19 protein-coding genes are annotated in these 17,837 nt (G+C 64.8%); 7 read left to right on the forward strand and 12 right to left on the reverse strand.

Going from position 1 to position 17,837, the window contains the following annotated elements; genetic code table 11:
- A partial coding sequence (locus QB898_RS10355) for a hypothetical protein (RefSeq protein ID WP_279524892.1) occupies nt 1-201 on the forward strand: 201 nt, incomplete at its 5' end.
- A gap of 514 nt (nt 202-715) precedes the next feature.
- Here QB898_RS10355 and QB898_RS10360 read toward each other — a convergent pair.
- Complete coding sequence (locus QB898_RS10360) at nt 716-1,504, reverse strand: outer membrane protein assembly factor BamD (protein WP_082203290.1); 789 nt, start codon at nt 1,502-1,504, stop codon at nt 716-718.
- Between the two features lie 38 nt (nt 1,505-1,542).
- Here QB898_RS10360 and QB898_RS10365 point away from each other — a divergent pair, with 38 nt between their 5' ends.
- Together QB898_RS10365 and QB898_RS10370 are read left to right on the forward strand one after the other, a co-directional pair.
- Complete coding sequence (locus QB898_RS10365) at nt 1,543-2,625, forward strand: RluA family pseudouridine synthase (RefSeq protein WP_279524893.1); 1,083 nt, start codon at nt 1,543-1,545, stop codon at nt 2,623-2,625.
- Nucleotides 2,626-2,797: 172 nt separating this feature from the next.
- A complete protein-coding gene (locus tag QB898_RS10370; RefSeq protein ID WP_279524894.1) occupies nt 2,798-3,214 on the forward strand; it encodes a hypothetical protein in 417 nt (138 codons plus the stop codon).
- 445 nt (nt 3,215-3,659) lie between these two features.
- On the opposite strand, the gene QB898_RS10375 is transcribed toward QB898_RS10370, so the two are convergent.
- The 7 genes from QB898_RS10375 to xseB form a co-directional block, all read right to left on the reverse strand.
- Entirely contained in the window at nt 3,660-4,184 is a 525-nt protein-coding gene (locus QB898_RS10375) for a GNAT family N-acetyltransferase (RefSeq protein ID WP_279524895.1), read from the reverse strand.
- Nucleotides 4,185-4,309: 125 nt separating this feature from the next.
- Entirely contained in the window at nt 4,310-4,786 is a 477-nt protein-coding gene (locus QB898_RS10380; protein WP_279524896.1) for an SMI1/KNR4 family protein, read from the reverse strand.
- 288 nt (nt 4,787-5,074) lie between these two features.
- On the reverse strand, nt 5,075-5,281 hold the full coding sequence (locus QB898_RS10385; RefSeq protein WP_050716116.1) for a Trm112 family protein: 207 nt from the start codon (nt 5,279-5,281) through the stop codon (nt 5,075-5,077).
- Between the two features lie 12 nt (nt 5,282-5,293).
- Entirely contained in the window at nt 5,294-6,349 is a 1,056-nt protein-coding gene (gene lpxK, locus QB898_RS10390) for a tetraacyldisaccharide 4'-kinase (protein ID WP_279524897.1), read from the reverse strand.
- Nucleotides 6,350-6,691: 342 nt separating this feature from the next.
- Complete coding sequence (gene dxs / locus QB898_RS10395; protein WP_279524898.1) at nt 6,692-8,563, reverse strand: 1-deoxy-D-xylulose-5-phosphate synthase; 1,872 nt, start codon at nt 8,561-8,563, stop codon at nt 6,692-6,694.
- Nucleotides 8,564-8,661: 98 nt separating this feature from the next.
- Nucleotides 8,662-9,588 carry a polyprenyl synthetase family protein gene (locus tag QB898_RS10400; RefSeq protein ID WP_279524899.1) on the reverse strand — a complete coding sequence of 309 codons (927 nt, stop codon included), beginning with the start codon at nt 9,586-9,588 and terminating at the stop codon, nt 8,662-8,664.
- Nucleotides 9,585-9,830 (reverse strand): exodeoxyribonuclease VII small subunit, encoded by a 246-nt coding sequence (gene xseB, locus QB898_RS10405; protein WP_279524900.1) that lies wholly within the window; start codon nt 9,828-9,830, stop codon nt 9,585-9,587. Before xseB ends, QB898_RS10400 begins: the two co-directional genes overlap by 4 nt.
- A gap of 235 nt (nt 9,831-10,065) precedes the next feature.
- Between xseB and QB898_RS10410 the strand changes: the two genes are divergently transcribed.
- From QB898_RS10410 to lolA, 4 genes are all read left to right on the forward strand, one after another.
- Nucleotides 10,066-11,199: an aromatic ring-hydroxylating oxygenase subunit alpha gene (locus QB898_RS10410; RefSeq protein WP_279524901.1), complete on the forward strand. Its 1,134-nt coding sequence runs from the start codon at nt 10,066-10,068 to the stop codon at nt 11,197-11,199.
- Nucleotides 11,200-11,708: 509 nt separating this feature from the next.
- The gene (locus QB898_RS10415; RefSeq protein ID WP_279524902.1) at nt 11,709-12,608 is read left to right on the forward strand and encodes an ABC transporter ATP-binding protein; all 900 of its coding nucleotides are present in this window, start codon (nt 11,709-11,711) and stop codon (nt 12,606-12,608) included.
- 172 nt (nt 12,609-12,780) lie between these two features.
- Nucleotides 12,781-13,512 carry a phosphoserine phosphatase SerB gene (gene serB, locus QB898_RS10420; protein ID WP_279524903.1) on the forward strand — a complete coding sequence of 244 codons (732 nt, stop codon included), beginning with the start codon at nt 12,781-12,783 and terminating at the stop codon, nt 13,510-13,512.
- Between the two features lie 83 nt (nt 13,513-13,595).
- Nucleotides 13,596-14,270 carry an outer membrane lipoprotein periplasmic chaperone LolA gene (gene lolA, locus QB898_RS10425; RefSeq protein WP_050716124.1) on the forward strand — a complete coding sequence of 225 codons (675 nt, stop codon included), beginning with the start codon at nt 13,596-13,598 and terminating at the stop codon, nt 14,268-14,270.
- A gap of 172 nt (nt 14,271-14,442) precedes the next feature.
- Here lolA and QB898_RS10430 read toward each other — a convergent pair whose 3' ends face one another.
- From QB898_RS10430 to QB898_RS10440, 4 genes are all read right to left on the reverse strand, one after another.
- Nucleotides 14,443-15,879, reverse strand: coding sequence for an efflux transporter outer membrane subunit (locus QB898_RS10430; protein WP_279524904.1), 1,437 nt, complete (start codon nt 15,877-15,879; stop codon nt 14,443-14,445).
- A 570-nt stretch (nt 15,880-16,449) separates the two neighbouring features.
- Entirely contained in the window at nt 16,450-16,575 is a 126-nt protein-coding gene (locus tag QB898_RS10435) for a hypothetical protein (RefSeq protein WP_279524905.1), read from the reverse strand.
- A gap of 37 nt (nt 16,576-16,612) precedes the next feature.
- Nucleotides 16,613-16,939, reverse strand: a complete 327-nt coding sequence (locus QB898_RS13470) for a trypsin-like serine protease (RefSeq protein ID WP_428982802.1) — start codon at nt 16,937-16,939, stop codon at nt 16,613-16,615.
- Complete coding sequence (locus QB898_RS10440) at nt 16,839-17,831, reverse strand: chymotrypsin family serine protease (RefSeq protein ID WP_279524906.1); 993 nt, start codon at nt 17,829-17,831, stop codon at nt 16,839-16,841. Before QB898_RS10440 ends, QB898_RS13470 begins: the two co-directional genes overlap by 101 nt.
- Nucleotides 17,832-17,837: the final 6 nt, after the last annotated feature.

Raw genomic sequence — 17,837 nt, forward strand, 5'->3', positions numbered from 1 at the left:
ATTAGCCGCTGGGACTGGACGCATAAGCTAACCATGATTTCATGCAGCGCTTCTGGCTCCATGACGCTGGAAGATGGGCGCAAAGCGCGCTGGGGTATTAGACCTAGCCGAGCAGCTCTCATCAGAATTGATGGAGGAGACTACCAGGAATACTTCTTCTTTTGCTCAAAAGCAGATTGTGGTTTTGCGCCATTTTGGTGAATGAAATGGCGGGCGTTTGCAAATGCGTTCACGCATGTTTGCCGGCATTTTTTTTCATTTTCCGCTGTGCAGGCGTTGCATTGTGAGCGGCGCCTATTGTGAGTAGCGCTTATTGCGGCCCGCTTCATTGGCCTGCTTGATTGCCGCCGTGCTTTTCGCCCGCCGGAAAAACGGATCAGGAGACAAGGCGCGAACGACAGGCATGCCGCATTGTTTTGCTCCTTTCTTCATAGCATGATGTCCTAGTGGAAACTGCGCGAGGAGGCACTTTGAGGCCTTTGAATTCGCTCTTGTTTTTGATGCGTTCTGTGCCTGGGTGCGTGATGGTGAGCGGCCGTCAAGCCGCTTGCATGTCTTGGAAGGCTGGTTCTTTTCAGAACCTGCGCGCAGCCGGTTTGTGGGCGCGAAAGCGCGGATTGGGGCGCTCTATTGGCTCGTATTGCATTGAAGCATTGAAAAAGCCGCCCTTGGGCGGCTTTGGCATGTGCATGGGCGGGAAGGCAAGCCGGGCGCTTTACCAGATTTGCCACCAGGGCTTGCTTTTGGTTTTGACGCTGCCGCCCGGGTAGTTGAGTTCCAGCACGCGGCGGGCGTCGTCGCGCAGGTCGGTCATGCCCAGCTTGTCGTAGGAATCGGCCAGGATGTGCAGGGCTTCTTCCAGGGCGGGGGCGTCGCGGTAGTCCTTGAGGGCCTGCTGGGCGCGGTTGATGGCGGCTACGTAGGCGGCGCGGCGGTAGTAGTAGCGGGCCACGTGCACTTCGTACTGCGCCAGGGCATTGACGGTGTAGCGCATGCGCGCGCGGGCGTCGGGCGCGTAGCGCGAGTCAGGAAAGCGGGTGACGAGTTCGCTGAAGGACTCATACGCTTCCTTGGCCGCTTTCTGGTCGCGCTCGGAGAGGTCTTGCCGCGCGATGGAGGCAAACAGCCCCATGTCGTCGTTGAAATGGATGACGCCCTTCATGTAAAGCGCGTAATCCAGCGCGGGGCTGGCCGGGTGCAGGCGGATGAAGCGGTCAAGCGTGCCCACGGCTTCGGCCTTGTCGCCGTTTTTGAACTGGGCGTAGGCTTTTTCCAGCTGCGCCTGCTGGGCCAGCGGCGTGCCGGCGGCGCGCCCTTCCAGCGTTTCAAGCATGGGAATGGCCTTGTCGTAGCTGCCCGCGCTCATTTCTTCCTTGGCTTCGGAGTGGATGCGGCCCGGACTCCAGTTTTCCATGTTGTTGCCCGATTTGGAGGCGCAGCCAGCCAGCGCGGCGGCAAGGGCTGCGGCCAGGGCGGCTGCCGATAATCTGGCGTAGAAATTCACGGGTCTTTCCCCTCTTGAGACGAAGCTGAAACGAAACGATGGAGTCTATCGCGCCCCTTGCATCCACTCTTGCGCCCGCCCCTGAAGCCGCTTTTGATGCAGTTTTTGATGCAGTTTTTGATGCCGCCAGCGCTGCGGACAGCGTTGCGGATGACGCGCAGGAGGACGGCGCGGCGCTGGCCGAAGAGCGCCAGCTGGCCGTGCCCGCCGCCTGGCATGGCCAGCGGCTGGACCGCGCCCTGGCCGCGCTGGCGCCCGAGTTTTCACGCAGCTACCTCAGCCAGTTGATCCATGAGGGCGCCGTCACGCTGGCGGGCTGCCCGGCCCTCAAACCCGCCCGGCGCGTCAAGGCGGGCGAGCCGCTGACCCTCACGCTGCGCCCCACGCCGCAGGCGCAGGCTTTCACCGCGCAGGCCATGCCGCTGGCCGTGCTGCATGAAGACGAGCACCTGCTCGTGCTGAACAAACCCGCCGGACTGGTGGTTCACCCCGCGCCCGGCCACTGGAGCGGCACGCTGCTCAATGGCCTGCTGGCCCACGGCCCGGCTTTTGCCCGTCTGCCGCGCGCGGGCATCGTGCACCGGCTGGACAAAGACACCAGCGGCCTGATGGCCGTGGCCAAAACCCGCCCGGCGATGGATGCGCTGGTGGCCGCCATCGCCACCCGGCAAGTGAGCCGCGAATACCTTGCGCTGGCCCATCGTCCGTGGCAGGGCGCGGCCCAGCGCGTGGTGGAGGCCCCCATTGGCCGCGATCCGCGCCACCGCCAGCGCATGGCCGTGGTTGATCTGGCCCGGCACGCAGGCAAGCCCGCGCTGACTACTTTCACCCTGCTGGGCAACGCGCCGCATGAGCCAGGCTGCCTCGTCCACGCCCGCCTGGGCACGGGCCGCACCCATCAAATTCGCGTGCACATGGCGCACATCGGCCATCCGCTCGTGGCTGACGCGCTCTACGGCGGCGCGCCCGCCGCAGGCATGGCCCGCCAGGCCCTGCACGCCCGCCGCCTGGCGCTGGCCCACCCCGTCACCGGCGAGCCGCTGGCTTTTGAAGCCCCCCTGCCTGCCGACATGGCCGCTGCCCTGGCCGCCTGGGGCCTTGCGCAATGCCTGCCTGGATGAAAGACGAAGCCAATAAGCAAGATGGAGGCTGGCAAAACAAAAACCAGCCATTTTGATTGGCGCTGTTATTTTCTGCCGTTCGGCATATATCCTTGACAATCAGGCAGGCACATGGAGCGGCAATTCGGGCAGACCTAATCGGTTGGATTCAATTTAACGGATTTGCGCACGATTGATTTCATGCCGCCATCATCATGGCAATCCAGCATCAAACGGCAACGGGCAACAACCAGCAAAACCCGGCATTTCCACATCGCTTCCCATGCCAGTTCATCTGACCAACGAGTTAATGCCGGGCGGCTCGCGCCTGTTTTTCACATGGCCGCAAAACTGCTCGCCGCTGCGCCTGCTGTGGCTCATCGTGCGTTTGCCCGCACTGCCCACAACCTATCTTCCTGACCTGGTGACAGGCGAGACATGGATCGACTGGCGCTGGCGCGGCCGTCGGTTCAGCGCCCACAGCATTTATGGCGATTTCCTCTTTTTTTCCGAAAACCCGGATTGCCCTGAAACGCTGCTGCGCACGCTGGCGGAATATCTTGCCGCGCAGATACCTCCAGATATTCCGCAGATCAAATCAGGCGGATAAATGGCGGCGTTGTGGAATGGAAAATAACCAGAATAGGCGATCACATCCTGACGCTGACGCCAGTGAAAGAAATTCAGCGTGCCAGCAAAAATGTGCGCCAGGGCGGTTCAGCGCTGGCTGTGCCCCAATTCCATGACGCCTTGCGCAAGAGTGCTGGGCGGCAGCGCCCCAGCATCAAAGAGTGCTTCAAGAGCTTGGCAGCAAGGGTCGAAGGTCTTGCCCCTGGAACCCGTTCAGCGTCTGGCCGCGAGGGGCGGCCGGGATAGGCACAAGGCCGCAGACGGCCCCAGGCTGCGCGCCGCTTGGGCGGACGGCGGTTTTTTGCTCTTTTATCCATAGCGCGAGGTCCTCGTGGAACAGGCGCAAACGCCGTTTTTACCGGCCCTGAATCCGCTCTTGTTTTTGATGTTCTGGCAAGCCGCCCCCGGCCTGGCCGCAGGCAAGTTCACGGCTCCTTCAGCCCGCGCGTCATCCACACTGCGGCCGCGCCGAAGCTGGCCAGCGGCTGGGGCGGCGCGGCGGGGGTGAAGCCGTGGCGCAGCCACCAGGCATCGGCGCCCTGCACGGCCACCAGCACGGCTTGCCGCAAACCGGCGGCGCGGGCGTTTTGCAGCACCTGCCGCAGCAGCAGGGCCGCCAGCCGCTGGCCGCGATGCGCGGGCGCAATGGCGAAGTCGTGCAGATACACGCAGTCCGGCGCGGAGGCGGCAGCCGGGCCGCCGGTTGAAGCGGTTGCGTGGTTCCACTGCGGCGCGCGGCTGCTGTGCCAGGGCAGGGCGATGGCGTAGCCGCGCAGGGCCTCGCCGCCGCCAGCGGCTGGCGGCGCGCCCAGGCCCAGGCACAGGTTGCGGCCCGCTGCCATCTTGGCGGCCAGCACGTGGGCGCTTTCCAGCAAGTGCGGCCCATAGGCGCTGGCTTGCACGGCCATGACGGCTTCAATCGGCCAGTGATGCAGGGGGCGCAGGTTCATGGGGGCGGTTGTTTTCCGGTTTTTGTCATCTGTTCACAGGCTGGCCGCAGACACGCGGCAAAGCGCGGCAAAGCGCACGGAGCGGCGCTTTTTGCGCCCACGGCCAGACTTTGAACAAAGGCCTCTCAAATGCCCGCCTGCCTGAAGACGGGTTCAAGGCTGGCGGCGTAGAAGTCAATGAAGCCGGACGCCACGGGCTGCGCCTGGCCGCTGGCCCAGCGGATGACGGGCGGCTCGCTGCCGCCCTGGGCGTCCAGGCACAGCGGGGCCTGGTCGGCGGCGTCGCGCTGAATGGCGATGTAGCGCCCGGGCATGCCGTGCGCGCGCCAGTGCAGGGTGTCGCCGAGGATGGAGCCTCGATTGCGCGCCAGCGGGTGCAGCGGGTCGATGCCCGACAGGGGCAGGCTTTTGAGTCCGCCGCCGCCGCGCAGCAGCAAAAACTCGCGCAGCGCGCCAGCAATGGGCTGGCCCAGCGCGTTTTCCACTTGCGCGATGGCTTCGGGCGTGGCGCGGCGCGGCGCCCAGATGACTTGCTCATTGGGCAGGATGAAAGGGGCCTGGTTGAGGCGCTCGATAAGGCTTTGCAGCGTGGGGGAGGTCATGGTTTCTTGTGTGCCAGTGGCCCGTGCCGCCGCCCGCATGGATTTCGCCATGCGGAGCGGAAGATTGGGGTTTTAAAAGAGGAGCAAATTCAGAGGGTTGAAAACGGCGCCAGCGCACGTTTCACCAGGACTTCATGCTATGAATCAAGGAGCATTTTCAGGCGCTGGCCGCCATGCCTTTCAGGGCCTGTCCTGGCTGCGAGGGCTGCGGACCGGAGCAGGGCGCAAGGCGCAAACCGCCCGGCGCTTTCGGCCCCTTGCCCGCCCTTTGCGGCCAGATCATGAACCTCACACCAGCGGGGCGCGGGCGGGCAGCTGGGCGATTTCATCTTCAGTGACGGCGCGCGCCTCGCCTTCGAGCAGGATGGGAATGCCGTCGCGCACAGGGTAGGCCAGGCGGGCGGAGCGGGAGATGAGTTCGTTTTGGCCGCGCACGTAGTCCAGCGGGCCTTTGGTGACGGGGCAGACGAGCAGGGAAAGGAGCTTGGGGTCCATGCCGGTTTTCCTTCAGGGCGGTGAAAGGGGCGATTGTGGCAAGGCGGCATCGGGCCGGGCCTCCATCTGATTGCCCGGCGGCGGAGGCAGCAGCGCGTCCAGCGCGTCAAAAAAGGCGGCGGGCGCTTGCAGCCGCAGCGGCACAGCCAGCGCCTGCGGGGCATGGGGCCAGAGCTTGGCGGCGTCTTTTTCCGTGCACAGCAGCGGCAAGGCCGCTTCTTGCGGCGGCAGCGGCGGCAGGCGCTCCAGCGGGGCGTGGTCGGGCAAGGCGATGGTGCGCGCCAGCGTCAGGCCCTCGGCGCGGAGCATGTCGAAAAAAGCCTGCGGGCGGGCAATGCCCGCCAGCGCCACCACGCTTTGGCCGCGCAAGCGGGCCAGCGGCACGCCCTGGCCATTGGCGCGGCAGGCGCTGGATGCCAGGCGGCGCGTGGCGGCAAAAGCGGGGCAGGGCAGCCCGGCAGCGGCCAGGCTGATGCGGCCTTCGGTGAACAGCGCCAGGCTCACGGGCCGGGGCCAGGCTTCGCGCAGCGGCCCGGCGGGCAGCAGCCAGCCGTTGCCGATGCCACGGCCATCAAACACGCAGATTTCCACGTCGCGCGCCAGGGCGTGGTGCTGAAGGCCGTCGTCACACAGCAAGATGTTCACTTGCGGGTGCGCGGCCAGCAGCGCGCGGCCCGCTTCGGCGCGGCAAGGGGCCACCTGCACGGGCACGCCCGCGCGGCGGCGCAGCAGCAAAGGCTCGTCGCCCACCTCGCGCGGATCGCTGCCGGGCTGCACGGGCAGGCAGGCCCGGCTGGCGCGCCCGTGCCCGCGCGAGACGATGCCGGGCCGCCAGCCGCGCGCCAGCAGGTGCTGCGCCACAGCCAGCGTGGCAGGCGTTTTGCCCGCGCCGCCTGCCACCACGTTGCCAATCACGATGACCGGCACCGGCAGGCGCTGCGGCACGGCCCGCGCTTGCCGCCGCGCCGCCAGCGCGCCATACAGCCGCGAAAGCGGCCAAAGCGCCACCGCCAAAGGCCCGCGCCGCTGCCAGGCGGCGGTGAGGGTGCGTTCAAGAGCGGCGCGCATGGAGCGAGGGTGCGAAAGTGAGGCGGGAAATGGAGCGGGAAACAGGGCCGCAGCGAGGGCCGCAACGAGGGCCGGGCCGCCATGCGGGCGCGAGGCTGGCAGGGCGGTGCGCGGCGTGGCGAATCTTCGCCGAGCGAAAGAAAGGGGACGCGCCTGGGTAGCCTGATGCCATCAAAAAAAGGAGCTGATTTGATGGGGCCAAAATGCCGTCTCGCGCAGTTTCCACTAGGACGTATTGCTATGGTTTAAAGAGCGAAAAATAAGCACATATTCAGCTTGGCTGGCACGTGCTGTTGCTCTGTTTCGTCTCGATTCGCTCTTTCTCCTTATCCCGGATGGAACTCAGGGCTGCGCAAAGCGCTGGCGCACGGCGGCTTCAATGCCTTCGGCGTTCAGGCCGTGCAGGGCCAGGAGCTGGGCGCTGTCGCCGTGGTCGATGAAGCGGTCGGGCAGGCCCAGGTGAAGGATGGGGCGGGTGATGCGCATGGCTTGCAGCGCTTCGGCGGCGGCGCTGCCCGCGCCGCCTGCGATGCAGCCTTCTTCAAGGGTGACGAGGGCTTCGTGCGCTTCGGCCGCTTCGCGCAGCAGGGCCAGATCGAGCGGCTTGGCCCAGCGCATGTTGATGACGGTGGCGTCCAGCTTTTCAGCCGCTTGCAGGGCAGGGTAGAGCAGGGTGCCGAAGGCGAGGATGGCGATGCGCCGGCCCTGGCGGCGGGTTTCGCCCCGGCCAAAGGGCAGGGCGGACAGATCGGGCAGGGGCGCGGCGCCCGCGCCTGCGCCGCGCGGGTAGCGCACGGCCACGGGGTGGTTTTGCTCGTAGGCGCAGGTCAGCAGCTGGCGGCATTCGCGCTCATCGGCCGGGCAGGCGATGCTGATGTTGGGGATGCAGCGCAAGAAGGCGATGTCGTAGTTGCCCGCGTGCGTGGCGCCGTCTGCGCCGACCAGGCCCGCGCGGTCCAGCGCAAAGACCACGGGCAGGTTTTGCAGGGCCACGTCGTGGATGAGCTGGTCATACGCGCGCTGCAAGAAGGTGGAGTAGATGGCGACAACGGGTTTGAGGCCCTCGCAGGCCAGCCCGGCGGCCAGGGTGACGGCGTGCTGCTCGGCAATGCCCACGTCAAAGTAGCGCGCGGGGTAGCGCTGGTGGAAGGCGACCATGCCGGAGCCTTCGCGCATGGCGGGGGTGATGCCCACGAGGCGCTCGTCTTGGGCGGCCATGTCGCACAGCCACTGGCCGAAGACTTGGGAGAAGGTCTGGCGCGGCGCGGCGGGGGCGACCAGGCCCACGGCAGGATCGAAGCGGCCCGGGCCGTGGTAGGCGATGGGGTCGGCTTCGGCCAGCTTGTAGCCGTGGCCTTTTTTGGTGACGACGTGCAGGAATTGCGGGCCGGACTGCGCGCTCATGAGGCTGCGGATGTTTTCCAGCGTGGGAATGAGCGCGTCCAGGTCGTGCCCGTCAATGGGGCCGATGTAGTTGAAGCCGAATTTCTCGAACAGGGTGCCGGGCGTGACCATGCCTTTGGCGCCTTCTTCCAGGCGGCGCGCCAGCTCCAGCAGCGGCGGCACGGGGCCGAGCACGGTTTTGCCCACGTTGCGGGCGGCGGCGTAGAACTGGCCGCTCATGAGCTGGGCCAGGTAGCGGTTGAGCGCGCCCACGGGGGGGCTGATGCTCATGTCGTTGTCGTTGAGCACGACAAGCAGGCGCGCGTCGCGCTCCACGCCCGCGTGGTTGAGCGCCTCGAAAGCCATGCCCGCCGTCATGGCGCCGTCGCCAATCACGGCCACGGCCTTGCGCACTTCGCCCTTTTGCCGCGCGGCCAGCGCCATGCCCAGCGCGGCAGAGATGCTGGTGGATGAGTGCGCGGTGCCAAAGGCGTCGTACTCGCTTTCGGCGCGCCTGGGAAAGCCCGACAGGCCGCCCAGCTGGCGCAGCGTGGGCATGCGCGCGCGCCGGCCGGTGAGGATTTTGTGGGCGTAGCTTTGGTGGCCCACGTCCCACACCAGGCGGTCTTCGGGCGTGTTGAACACGTAATGCAGCGCCAGGGTCAGCTCCACCGTGCCGAGGTTGGAGCTGAGGTGCCCGCCGGTGCGCGAGACGTTTTGCAGGATGCACTCGCGCAGCTCGATGGCCAGTTGTTTGAGTTGCGCGCGGGTGAGCTGGCGCAGGTCAGACGGGAAATGGACGTTTTCAAGCAGTGTGGGTTTGTCGGTCATGGCTGCCTTCTTGTGAAGCGGCTTTTTTGCGGTGTGGCGCTGCGGCAGGGCGGCTTGCGGGCGTTTTTTGCAGAGGTGGCCCGCTGTGGCCGCGCGCTTCAGCGCTGGCGCTGCACCACCTGCCGCGCCAGCGCGTGCAGGGGCTGCGTGTGCGCCAGGCCGCTGGCTTGCAAGGCGTTCAGGGCGTTTTCGGCTTGCGCCAGCAAATCGGCGGCGAGCTGGCGGGCCGCCTCCAGCCCCAGCAGCGAAACGTAGGTGGGCTTGCCCGCTGCCGCGTCTTTGCCCGCCGTTTTGCCCAGCAGGGCGGAATCGGCGGTCACGTCCAGCACGTCATCTACCACCTGAAAGGCCAGGCCCAGGGCCTGGCCGTATGCATCCAGCGCTTGCAGCGCGGCGGCGGGCAGCGGGTGCGCTGCGCAAGCGGCGCCCATGCGCACGCTGGCCAGCAGCAGCGCGCCGGTTTTGCGGCGGTGCATGGCGCGCAGTTCAGGTTCAGTCAGCGGCAGGCCGACGCTGGCCAGGTCAATCGCCTGCCCGCCTGCCATGCCGTCGGCTCCGGCGGCGCGCGCCAGCAGGCGGCACAGCGCGGCCTGCATGGCGGCGGGCATGTCGGCTGAAGCGGCTGCCGAAGGTTCGGGCGTGAGAATTTCAAAGGCCAGCGCCTGCAAGGCATCGCCCGCCAGCAGCGCCTGCGCCTGGCCAAATTGCACGTGCACCGTGGGCTTGCCACGGCGCAGCACGTCGTTGTCCATGCAGGGCATGTCGTCGTGCACCAGTGAATAGGCGTGAATCAGCTCCACCGCGCAGGCTGCGCGCAAGGCCGCCTGCGGCGCGCCCTCCACCGCCTCGCACGCCGCCAGCGCCAGCAGCGGGCGCAAGCGCTTGCCGCCGCCTTGCACCGCGTAGCGCATGACTTCGCCCAGGCCGGCGGGGGCTTGCGCGGGCATCCATTCATTCAGCGCCCGCTCTACGCGCGCCAGTTGCGCGGCCTGCCAGGCGGCAAAGCCGCCTTGCTCCGCGCTCATGCCTCGTCTCCTTGCGTCAGGGGGCGCAGCACATCGCCGTCCAGGCGCCTGACTTGCTCTTCCACCGCTTGCAGCCGCTCGCGGCAAAACGCCAGCAACTGCGCCCCGCGCTGGTATTGCCCCAGCAAGTCTTCCAGCGGCAACTGGCCCGATTCCAGGCCCGAGACGATTTGCTCGAGCTGTGCCACGGCCTCTCCATAAGTGGCGGGCAGCGGCGGAGAAGCGGTTTTGCGGGGCGGCATGGCGGCTGGCGGTGATGAGAAGGTAAAGCGGGTAATTGTAGGGACGCGCCCCAGGGCATGCGCCTGTGGCGCTGCCCGCTGGCGGGGCGCTGACTAGAATGCGCCCGCCCCGCTTGGCCTTCTGTGTTGGCGGGGCTTTTTCTTTTTCATGCGCCAGTCTCCGGAAGAGCGCGCTAGCGATGATGCGCCGCCTTTGCCGGAGCACGGAAGCGGCGCGCTTGCGAGAAAACCCACGATGTCTGATTTAAGTCTTCCATTGCAGCAGGCGGCAAGCCAGCTGCCCGTCCCTTTCTACTTTGACGAGGCGCTGCTTGCGCGCGAGAAAAACCGGCTTTTCGACGCCGGGCCGCGCTATGTGGGCCATGCGCTGGCCGTGCCCCGCCCGGGCGACTACTTCACACTGCCGCAGGAAAAGGGCGGCCGCGCGCTGGTGCGCAACGCGCATGGCGGCCTGGAGCTGATTTCCAACGTGTGCTGCCACCGCCAGGCCATCATGCTCAAGGGCCGGGGCAATTTGCGCGAGCAGGGGCAGGCGCACGCGGGGGGCAACATTGTCTGCCCCATACACCGCTGGACTTACAGCCCCGGCGGCCAGCTGCTGGGCGCGCCGCACTTTCCGCAGGACCCTGGCCTGAGCCTGAACAACTACGGCCTGCGCGAATGGAACGGCCTGCTGTTTGAAGACAACGGCCGCGACGTGCGGGCCGACCTGGCGGACATGGCCGTGGCCCCGCAGCTTTCATTTGACGGCTTTGTGCTCGACCACGTGGAGCTGCACGAATGCAACTACAACTGGAAGACCTTCATCGAGATTTATCTGGAGGACTACCACGTGGCGCCCTTCCACCCCGGCCTGGGCAATTTCGTGACCTGTGACGATCTGGCATGGCAGTTTGGCCGCGACTATTCGGTGCAGACCGTGGGCGTGTCGCCCGGCTTCAAGCCGGGCACTGACGTTTACAGGCTCTGGCATCAGGTGCTGCTGGACTACCAGGGCGGGCAAAAGCCAGGGCGCGGCGCCATCTGGCTGACGTACTACCCGCACATCATGGTGGAGTGGTATCCGCATGTGCTCACCATTTCCACCGTCTTTCCGATGGGCGTGGACAAGACACTGAACATGGTGGAGTTTTTCTATCCCGAGGAAATCGCCGCTTTCGAGCGTGAATTCGTGGAGGCGCAGCGCGCCGCCTACATGGAAACCTGCCTGGAAGACGACGAAATTGGCGAGCGCATGGACGCGGGCCGCCGCGCCCTGTTCGAGCGCGGCGACAGCGAAACCGGCCCCTACCAAAGCCCAATGGAGGACGGCATGCGCCACTTCCACGAGTGGTACCGCCGCGAGATGAACATGCATGCTTCGGCCTGAGAGGCTGTTCATGCGCTTTGAGTGCCTCAAGCCCCTTTTTGTGGATGGCGGCTACACGGGCACGCATATCGGACAGGCGCCGGGCACATGCTTGGCGGGAAGATGCAAGTGATCAAGCGCAGCCAACAGCGCGCCTTCAAAGTGCTGCCCAAGCGCTGAAGCATTCGGCGCATGATCGGACTTCCGGGATAACTTTGAGAGCAGGTTCCGAGGAGCCGCCAGGACCGGGCCGCTTGCGCCCCGCCTGCGAGCAGGTTCCGGCTCCACTCGCCAGAATGCTTCAGGAAAAAGAGCAAATTCAAGAGGCCGAAAATGCCGCTTCGCGCAGTTTCCACTAGGACATATTGCTATGAATAGCGAAGCAAAATAACCGCAATGCATGCCGCCTCGCCCTTCACCCTGCCAACGAGCTGCGTGCATGGAACGCCTCCGCCCCGTTTCCCATACCGTTTGTTTCCCGCTTTTGCCCGCCTTGCTTTTCCACGCCAGGCCAGGCTTTTGAAAACCGCGTGACCGCCCTGATCAGCACGATGACCGCCATGATGTCCCCCGCGATAGCTGCCACGAACGCGCCAGAGCAGGCGCTGCCGCGCCCGCCAGCGCTCTCCGCCGCCCCCGCCGTTCAGCTGGACGTGCAGGGCGTCACGCGCATTTTTCCCGGCGCACGCGGCAAGCCGCCCACGCAGGCGCTGCGCCCCATCAACCTGCAAGTGCGCGAAAACGACTTCATCACCATCCTCGGCCCTTCCGGCTGCGGCAAGTCCACCCTGCTGCGCATCATTGCGGGGCTGGACTTTCCCACCGAAGGCCAGGCGCTGCTGGAAGGCGCGCCCGTGCGCGGCCCCGGCGCGGACCGGGGCATGGTGTTCCAGAGCTACACGCTCTTTCCGTGGCTGACGGTGGAGCAGAACATCCGCTTCGGCCTGCGCGAGCGCGGCATGGGCGCGGCGCAGCAAAAAGAGCGCAGCGACTTCTTCATTGCCAAAGTGGGCCTGCGCGGCTTTGAACACCATTACCCCAAGCAGCTCTCCGGCGGCATGCAGCAGCGCACGGCCATTGCCCGCGCCCTGGCCAACGACCCCAGGATGCTGCTGCTGGACGAGCCTTTCGGCGCGCTGGACAACCAGACGCGCGTGCTCATGCAGGAGCTTTTGCTGGGCATCTGGGAGCAGGCGCAGAAAACCGTGCTCTTTGTCACGCACGACATTGATGAAGCCATCTTCATGGCCAGCCGCGTGGCTGTTTTCAGCGCCCGCCCGGGCCGCATCAAGAGCGAAATCGCCGTGGACTTTCCGCACCCGCGCCACTACACGCTCAAGACTTCGCCCGAATTCATGCAGCTCAAGGCCCGCCTGACCGAAGAAATCCGCGCGGAAACGCTGGCGGCGGCAGATGCGGGCCGCGAATGAGCGCCCCTTGCGCCCCTTGCGTCTTACCCGTCCCGCTCTTTGAACAGGTTCCCAGGCAAGCCGGAAATAGCTTTGAAAACCATAGCAAGCTGTCCCGATTCCACTAAGACGTTACGCGTTTTTCACGCCCTGAATCCGCTCCTTTTTTAATGATCAACCGCTTTCGCCCATCATGACCGCCTCACCGTCCGCGCCCTTGCGCGAAATCGCCCCTGGCCTGCTCGTGCGCAGCGCCGCCGCCTTGCCGCCGCTGGGCCACTTCAGGCTCATCGCTTTTGACATGGACTCCACCCTCATCAACATCGAGTGCGTGGACGAAATCGCCGCCGCCGCAGGGCGCGGCGCTGAAGTGGCCGCCATCACCGAAGCGGCCATGCGCGGCGAAATCACCGATTTCAAGGAGAGCCTGCGCCGCCGCGTGGCCCTGCTGCAAGGCGTGGGCGAGGCGCAGCTGGAGCGTGTGTGGCAGGAGCGCCTGCGCCCCAGCCCCGGCGCGGCGGAACTCATTCTGGCCGCCAAGGCGGCGGGGCTGAAAACGCTGCTGCTCAGCGGCGGCTTCACCTGGTTTGCCGAGCGTCTGCGCCAGCGCCTGGCGCTGGATTTCGCCCGCAGCAACCAGCTTGAAATCCGGCAGGGCCAGCTCACGGGCCGCCTGCTGCCGCAAAGCTGGGGCGACATCGTGGACGGCGCCATGAAGCGCCAGACCCTGCTGGACGTGTGCGGCCTGCTGGGCATCGCCCCCGAGCAGGCCATCGCCGTAGGCGACGGCGCCAATGATCTTGAAATGATGGCCGCCGCCGGCCTTTCCGTGGCCTACCATGCCAAGCCCAGGGTGCGCGAGCGGGCCGCCGTGCTCATCAACGAAGGCGGCCTTGACCGCCTGCTGCATGCCCTGGGGCGGTAGCTTTGCTGCCGCCTTTCGCCCTTTTCCCGCCGGCCCGGCTGCGGGCCGGAACTTGCCCGGATGCCCCAAGCTCCACGCCAGCCATGAAAACCTTGCGCACGCTCATTCTTGCCTCCGCCGCCTTTGCCGCCAGCCTGTCTGCCGCGCTGCCCGCCCACGCTGGCGGCATGCAGGCGCTGGCGCAATTCGTGGAATCCGCCCGCGCCGGGCAGGCCGCCTTCACGCAGGTGGTGACCACCCCGCCACGGCAGGAGCAGGCTGCGCGCAGCAAAACCTCCAGCGGGCAATTCGAGTTCCAGCGGCCCGGGCGCTTTCGCTTCGACTATCAGAAGCCTTTCACGCAAACCATCGTGGCCGACGGCACGACTTTATGGATGTACGACGCCGATCTGGACCAGGTCACGGCCCGCCCGCAGGAGCAGGCCCTGGGCGCCAGTCCGGCAGCCATCATCGCCTCGGCCACCACCATGCAGGCGCTGCAAAAAGACTTCGAGCTGAGCGAAGAGCCGCGCCGCAACGGGCAGGACTGGGTCAAGGCCCTGCCGCGCTCCAAAGACGGGCAGTTGCAGAGCATCCGCATCGGCTTCGCGCCCGCCGCCAGCGAAGGCGGCGCGCCGCAACTGGCCACGCTTGAAATCGTGGACAGCTTCGGCCAGCAGTCGCTCATCACTTTCGAGCGCTTCACCCTCAAGCCCAGCCTGCCCGCCAGCCGCTTCCAGTTCAAGCCGCCGCAGGGCGCCAGCGTGGTGATGCAGTAGGAGCGGGCCTGGAGCCGGCATGAACGCGGGGCCAGGCCCCGCTTTTTTTGCGCCTTGCCAGCCGGACCGCGCTTTTTGCGCAATAGACAGGACGCAAGGAGGCCAGCGCGCGGCCCCGGGCGGCTCAAGCAGCTCAAGCGCCCGGACACATGAAGGCTGCATTTCAAGGCGTTTACTGCGGCGCTTGCCAGCCGCCGCCCAGCGCCTGAATCAAGGCAATGGCGGCCTGCTGGCGTTGCAGTTGCAGCTGCATGAGCGAGCGGCGGGCGGTGAGGGCGCTGGCCTGGGCGGTGACCACTTCGGTGTAGGCCACCAGGCCGGCGCGGTAGCGGTTGAGCATTTGCTGCTCGATGGCGGCGGCGTTTTCGGCGCTGGCGGCGGCGTACCGCTGCTGGCGGGCCAGGGTTTGCAAGGTGGCGAGCTGGTCTTGCACTTCCTTCATGGCCGTCAGCGCCCGCTGGCGGTAGGCGGCGGCGGCTTGCTCGTGGGCGGCGATGGCCTGTTTTTCGGCGGCGGAGCGCGCGCCAGCGTCAAACAGGGTTTGCGCCAGGTTCAGGCCCAGCGACCACAGCAATTGCGGGGCGGAGATGACATCGGCCAGCGTTGCGCCGCTGCCGCCCGCGCTGGCATTGAGGTTGAGGGTGGGAAACCACGCGGCGCGGGCCACGCCGATGCGGGCGTTGGCGGCGGCCACGGCGCGCTCGGCGGCGGCCACGTCGGGGCGGCGCAGCAAGAGGGTGGCGGGCATATCCACCGGGATGGCTGGCAGGGCGCGCTGCCAGTCATGCAGCGAACGGGCAGGCGGCAGGCTGAAGGCGGCGGCCGGCTGGCCCGTGAGGGCGGCAATGGCGTTTTCGGCCAGATGCCGGTTGCGCTCCAGCGCGGCGCGGCTGGCGCGGGCGGACTCAAGCGTGTTTTGGGCCTGAAGGGCGTCGGTGCGGGCCACCGTGCCGCTTTCAAAGCGGCGCTGGGCAATGGCGGCGCTGCGTTCGTAGCCTTCGATGATGTCGTCCAGCAGGGCCAGCTCGGCATCGGCTTCGCGCAGGGCGAAGTAGCTTTGCGCCAGGCTGGTTTGCGCGGCCAGCCGGGCGGCGGCCAGGTCGGCCTGGCTGGCTTGCACAGCGGCGGCCTGGGCGCTGGCGGCGCTGGCGGCGCGCCCCCAGAGGTCAGGCGCCCAGCTGGCCGACAGGTTCAGGCTGCCCGATCCGCCAGCTGCGCGCGCGTCGCCGCCGCTGCGCTGCTGGCTGCCTTGCAGGCCCAGCGTGGGCCAGAGGGCGGCTTGCTGCTGCTCCAGCAGCGCCTGGGCCTGCCGCACGCTGGCGGCAGCAGCGGCCACGGTCTGGTTATGGGCGGCGGCCTGCTCCATCAGGGCCGAGAGGACGGGGTCTTGCCAGTCGCGCCACCAGTTGGCGGCCAGCGGGCGGGCGGCCTGATCGGCGCTGATCCAGCCTTCGGGGGCGGCGGCGTCAGATTTGGCAGCACCGGCGGCGGGCAGGGTTTTCCATGTGGCAGGCAAGTCGATGGCCGGGGTTTCGTGGCGGCTTGCTTGCGAGCAGGCGGCAAGCAGGGCGGCCAGGGCAAGCAAGGCGGCGCAAGGGGTGGAGCGCATGGCGTTCAGAAGCGGAGTTCGGGTTTGGATTTCAGGGCTGGATTTCAGGCATCAAACCGGCCTCAAGTCCTGGTGGAATGGGCGCGGGCAGCTATTTATTTCATAGTAAAACAAGCTTCAAGGCATGCCCGTTCTTGCCGTGGTTGTGATGGCAACGGGAGCCTGAATCTTTGGCGGCCAGATTGCCCGCTGCTTGCGGCGTGAGTTTTTGTGATGAGTGAATACACCCACAAAAGTTGCAATGTCGCGATACTGCAGCATCACCTTATTTCCAGTTTTATGGGCAACCTGCTGAGATAGGAGTCGCCTTGGATAATATTACGAACGAACGCATCCCATCCATCCAAGATAGAAACCATGAAATGTACAGGCAATAATGCTATGCATTTACCTTGTCCTTTCGTCACTTTTTGGCGAATTTTTTCCGCATACAACTATTTGCCAAAATCTGGTCCGACATAAAACATGATAACAATCTTGCTGCCTTACAGAAATTCCAGCCAATTGCTTGATTTCTTTGTTGTGCAATATGGTTGCGCATTGCTTTTGCCCGCATCTTCGGTCTGGCGATTAATCACAGGCGTCCGGCTTCTTGCGCCCCGCCACGCGCTGGCGCAACTCGTCCAGCGGCACGTAGATGGCTGGGGCGGTGAGCAAGGTCGTGAACTTCACGGCTTGCTGCGCAAGGTAATTCATTAAAGCGACGATTTCAGATGACATCATTTATGAATCATCAATAGGCTGGAGCCAAATTCACGTGAAGATTATTCAATATAAAGCTTATGGGTATCACAGCCGTAATGGGAGATGGAGCGCTTCCAAATTGGCCTGCAGAAGCACAGGCATCAGTTGATGCAACAACGATACCTACAGCAAAATTGCCGCCTCTTACCTCTTCTCCAGTAACCAGAGGTCCTCCCGAATCCCCCGGTTTGCTGCAGAACTTCATAATAGAGAGGTTATCTATCGTTCTGCCAAAATATATTTCTCGTCTTCCGTTCTGAATTGTGAAACCGCATATAAACATATTTGCCGGGTGTGCTATGTTTGAAATTATCATTTCCTATGATGGCATAATCAGACCGATCGCCCGACCTAAAAACTGATTCAGTGATAGTGCCATAAAATTCTCCGGCAGTATTAGGATGTTTTGCTATGCAAATTTTATCGCCCGTATTGCCGCAATGGCCCGCAGTAATGGTAAAAGGGTATATGCCTCCCGCCACATTGAATCCAGATGTGCAATTAATTGCCCAAAAAGAACCTCCGTGTTGCGTAAAGTTGTTAATAGGCATGCCGGCCCATAAATTGGGCGATGCATTGGCTACCAGCGGCCTGGAAATTTCTATTTTTATAGGTAATTCACTGAGTTCGGAATCGCCCTGAATGACGTGGCGGACGAATGTTTCCCATCCATCCAGAACAGAAACGATGAAATGGCCGGACTGATCTGCGTATCCGCCGCCCAGCAGGCCTAGTGCACCTGCATCGCGTATCTTGTTCAGAATTCTGGAAACCAGATGCCTGATTTCAGGCCTGCTGTAGGGGGATGCGTGAAAAATGACGGATTCATAATCGTATGAAAGCCGCGTTTTCTCTTCATCCTGAAGATTTTTGATGGAAATGTGCAACACCAGATCGCCAACGTCTCTTTCTTCAACATAACTGGAAGCAAACCGGTCGGCAAACCGGGTTTTTATTTCATTTTCCAGCCTGTTCAGCGCATTGGCTTTCTGCATGTGATTCATGACGGCCGCGTCGGAAACATGATCGGCCGTCAGCGTTTTTGCATTTTCGCCATGCTTTTGCCGGAATGTTTCTGAAAGATCGCTGGCGAGCGATTCCTTGTAGGCGCGCAGGCGATGATTGGAAGCTGCGTTTTCAGCACCGGAAACCGGCGTTAAGAAATTCGCGAAAACAGCAATGGCCAGCAGCACGGATGGGGCTTTCATGGCAGG

Source organism: Ottowia cancrivicina, from assembly GCF_029813755.1.
Lineage (GTDB): Bacteria > Pseudomonadota > Gammaproteobacteria > Burkholderiales > Burkholderiaceae_C > Ottowia > Ottowia massiliensis.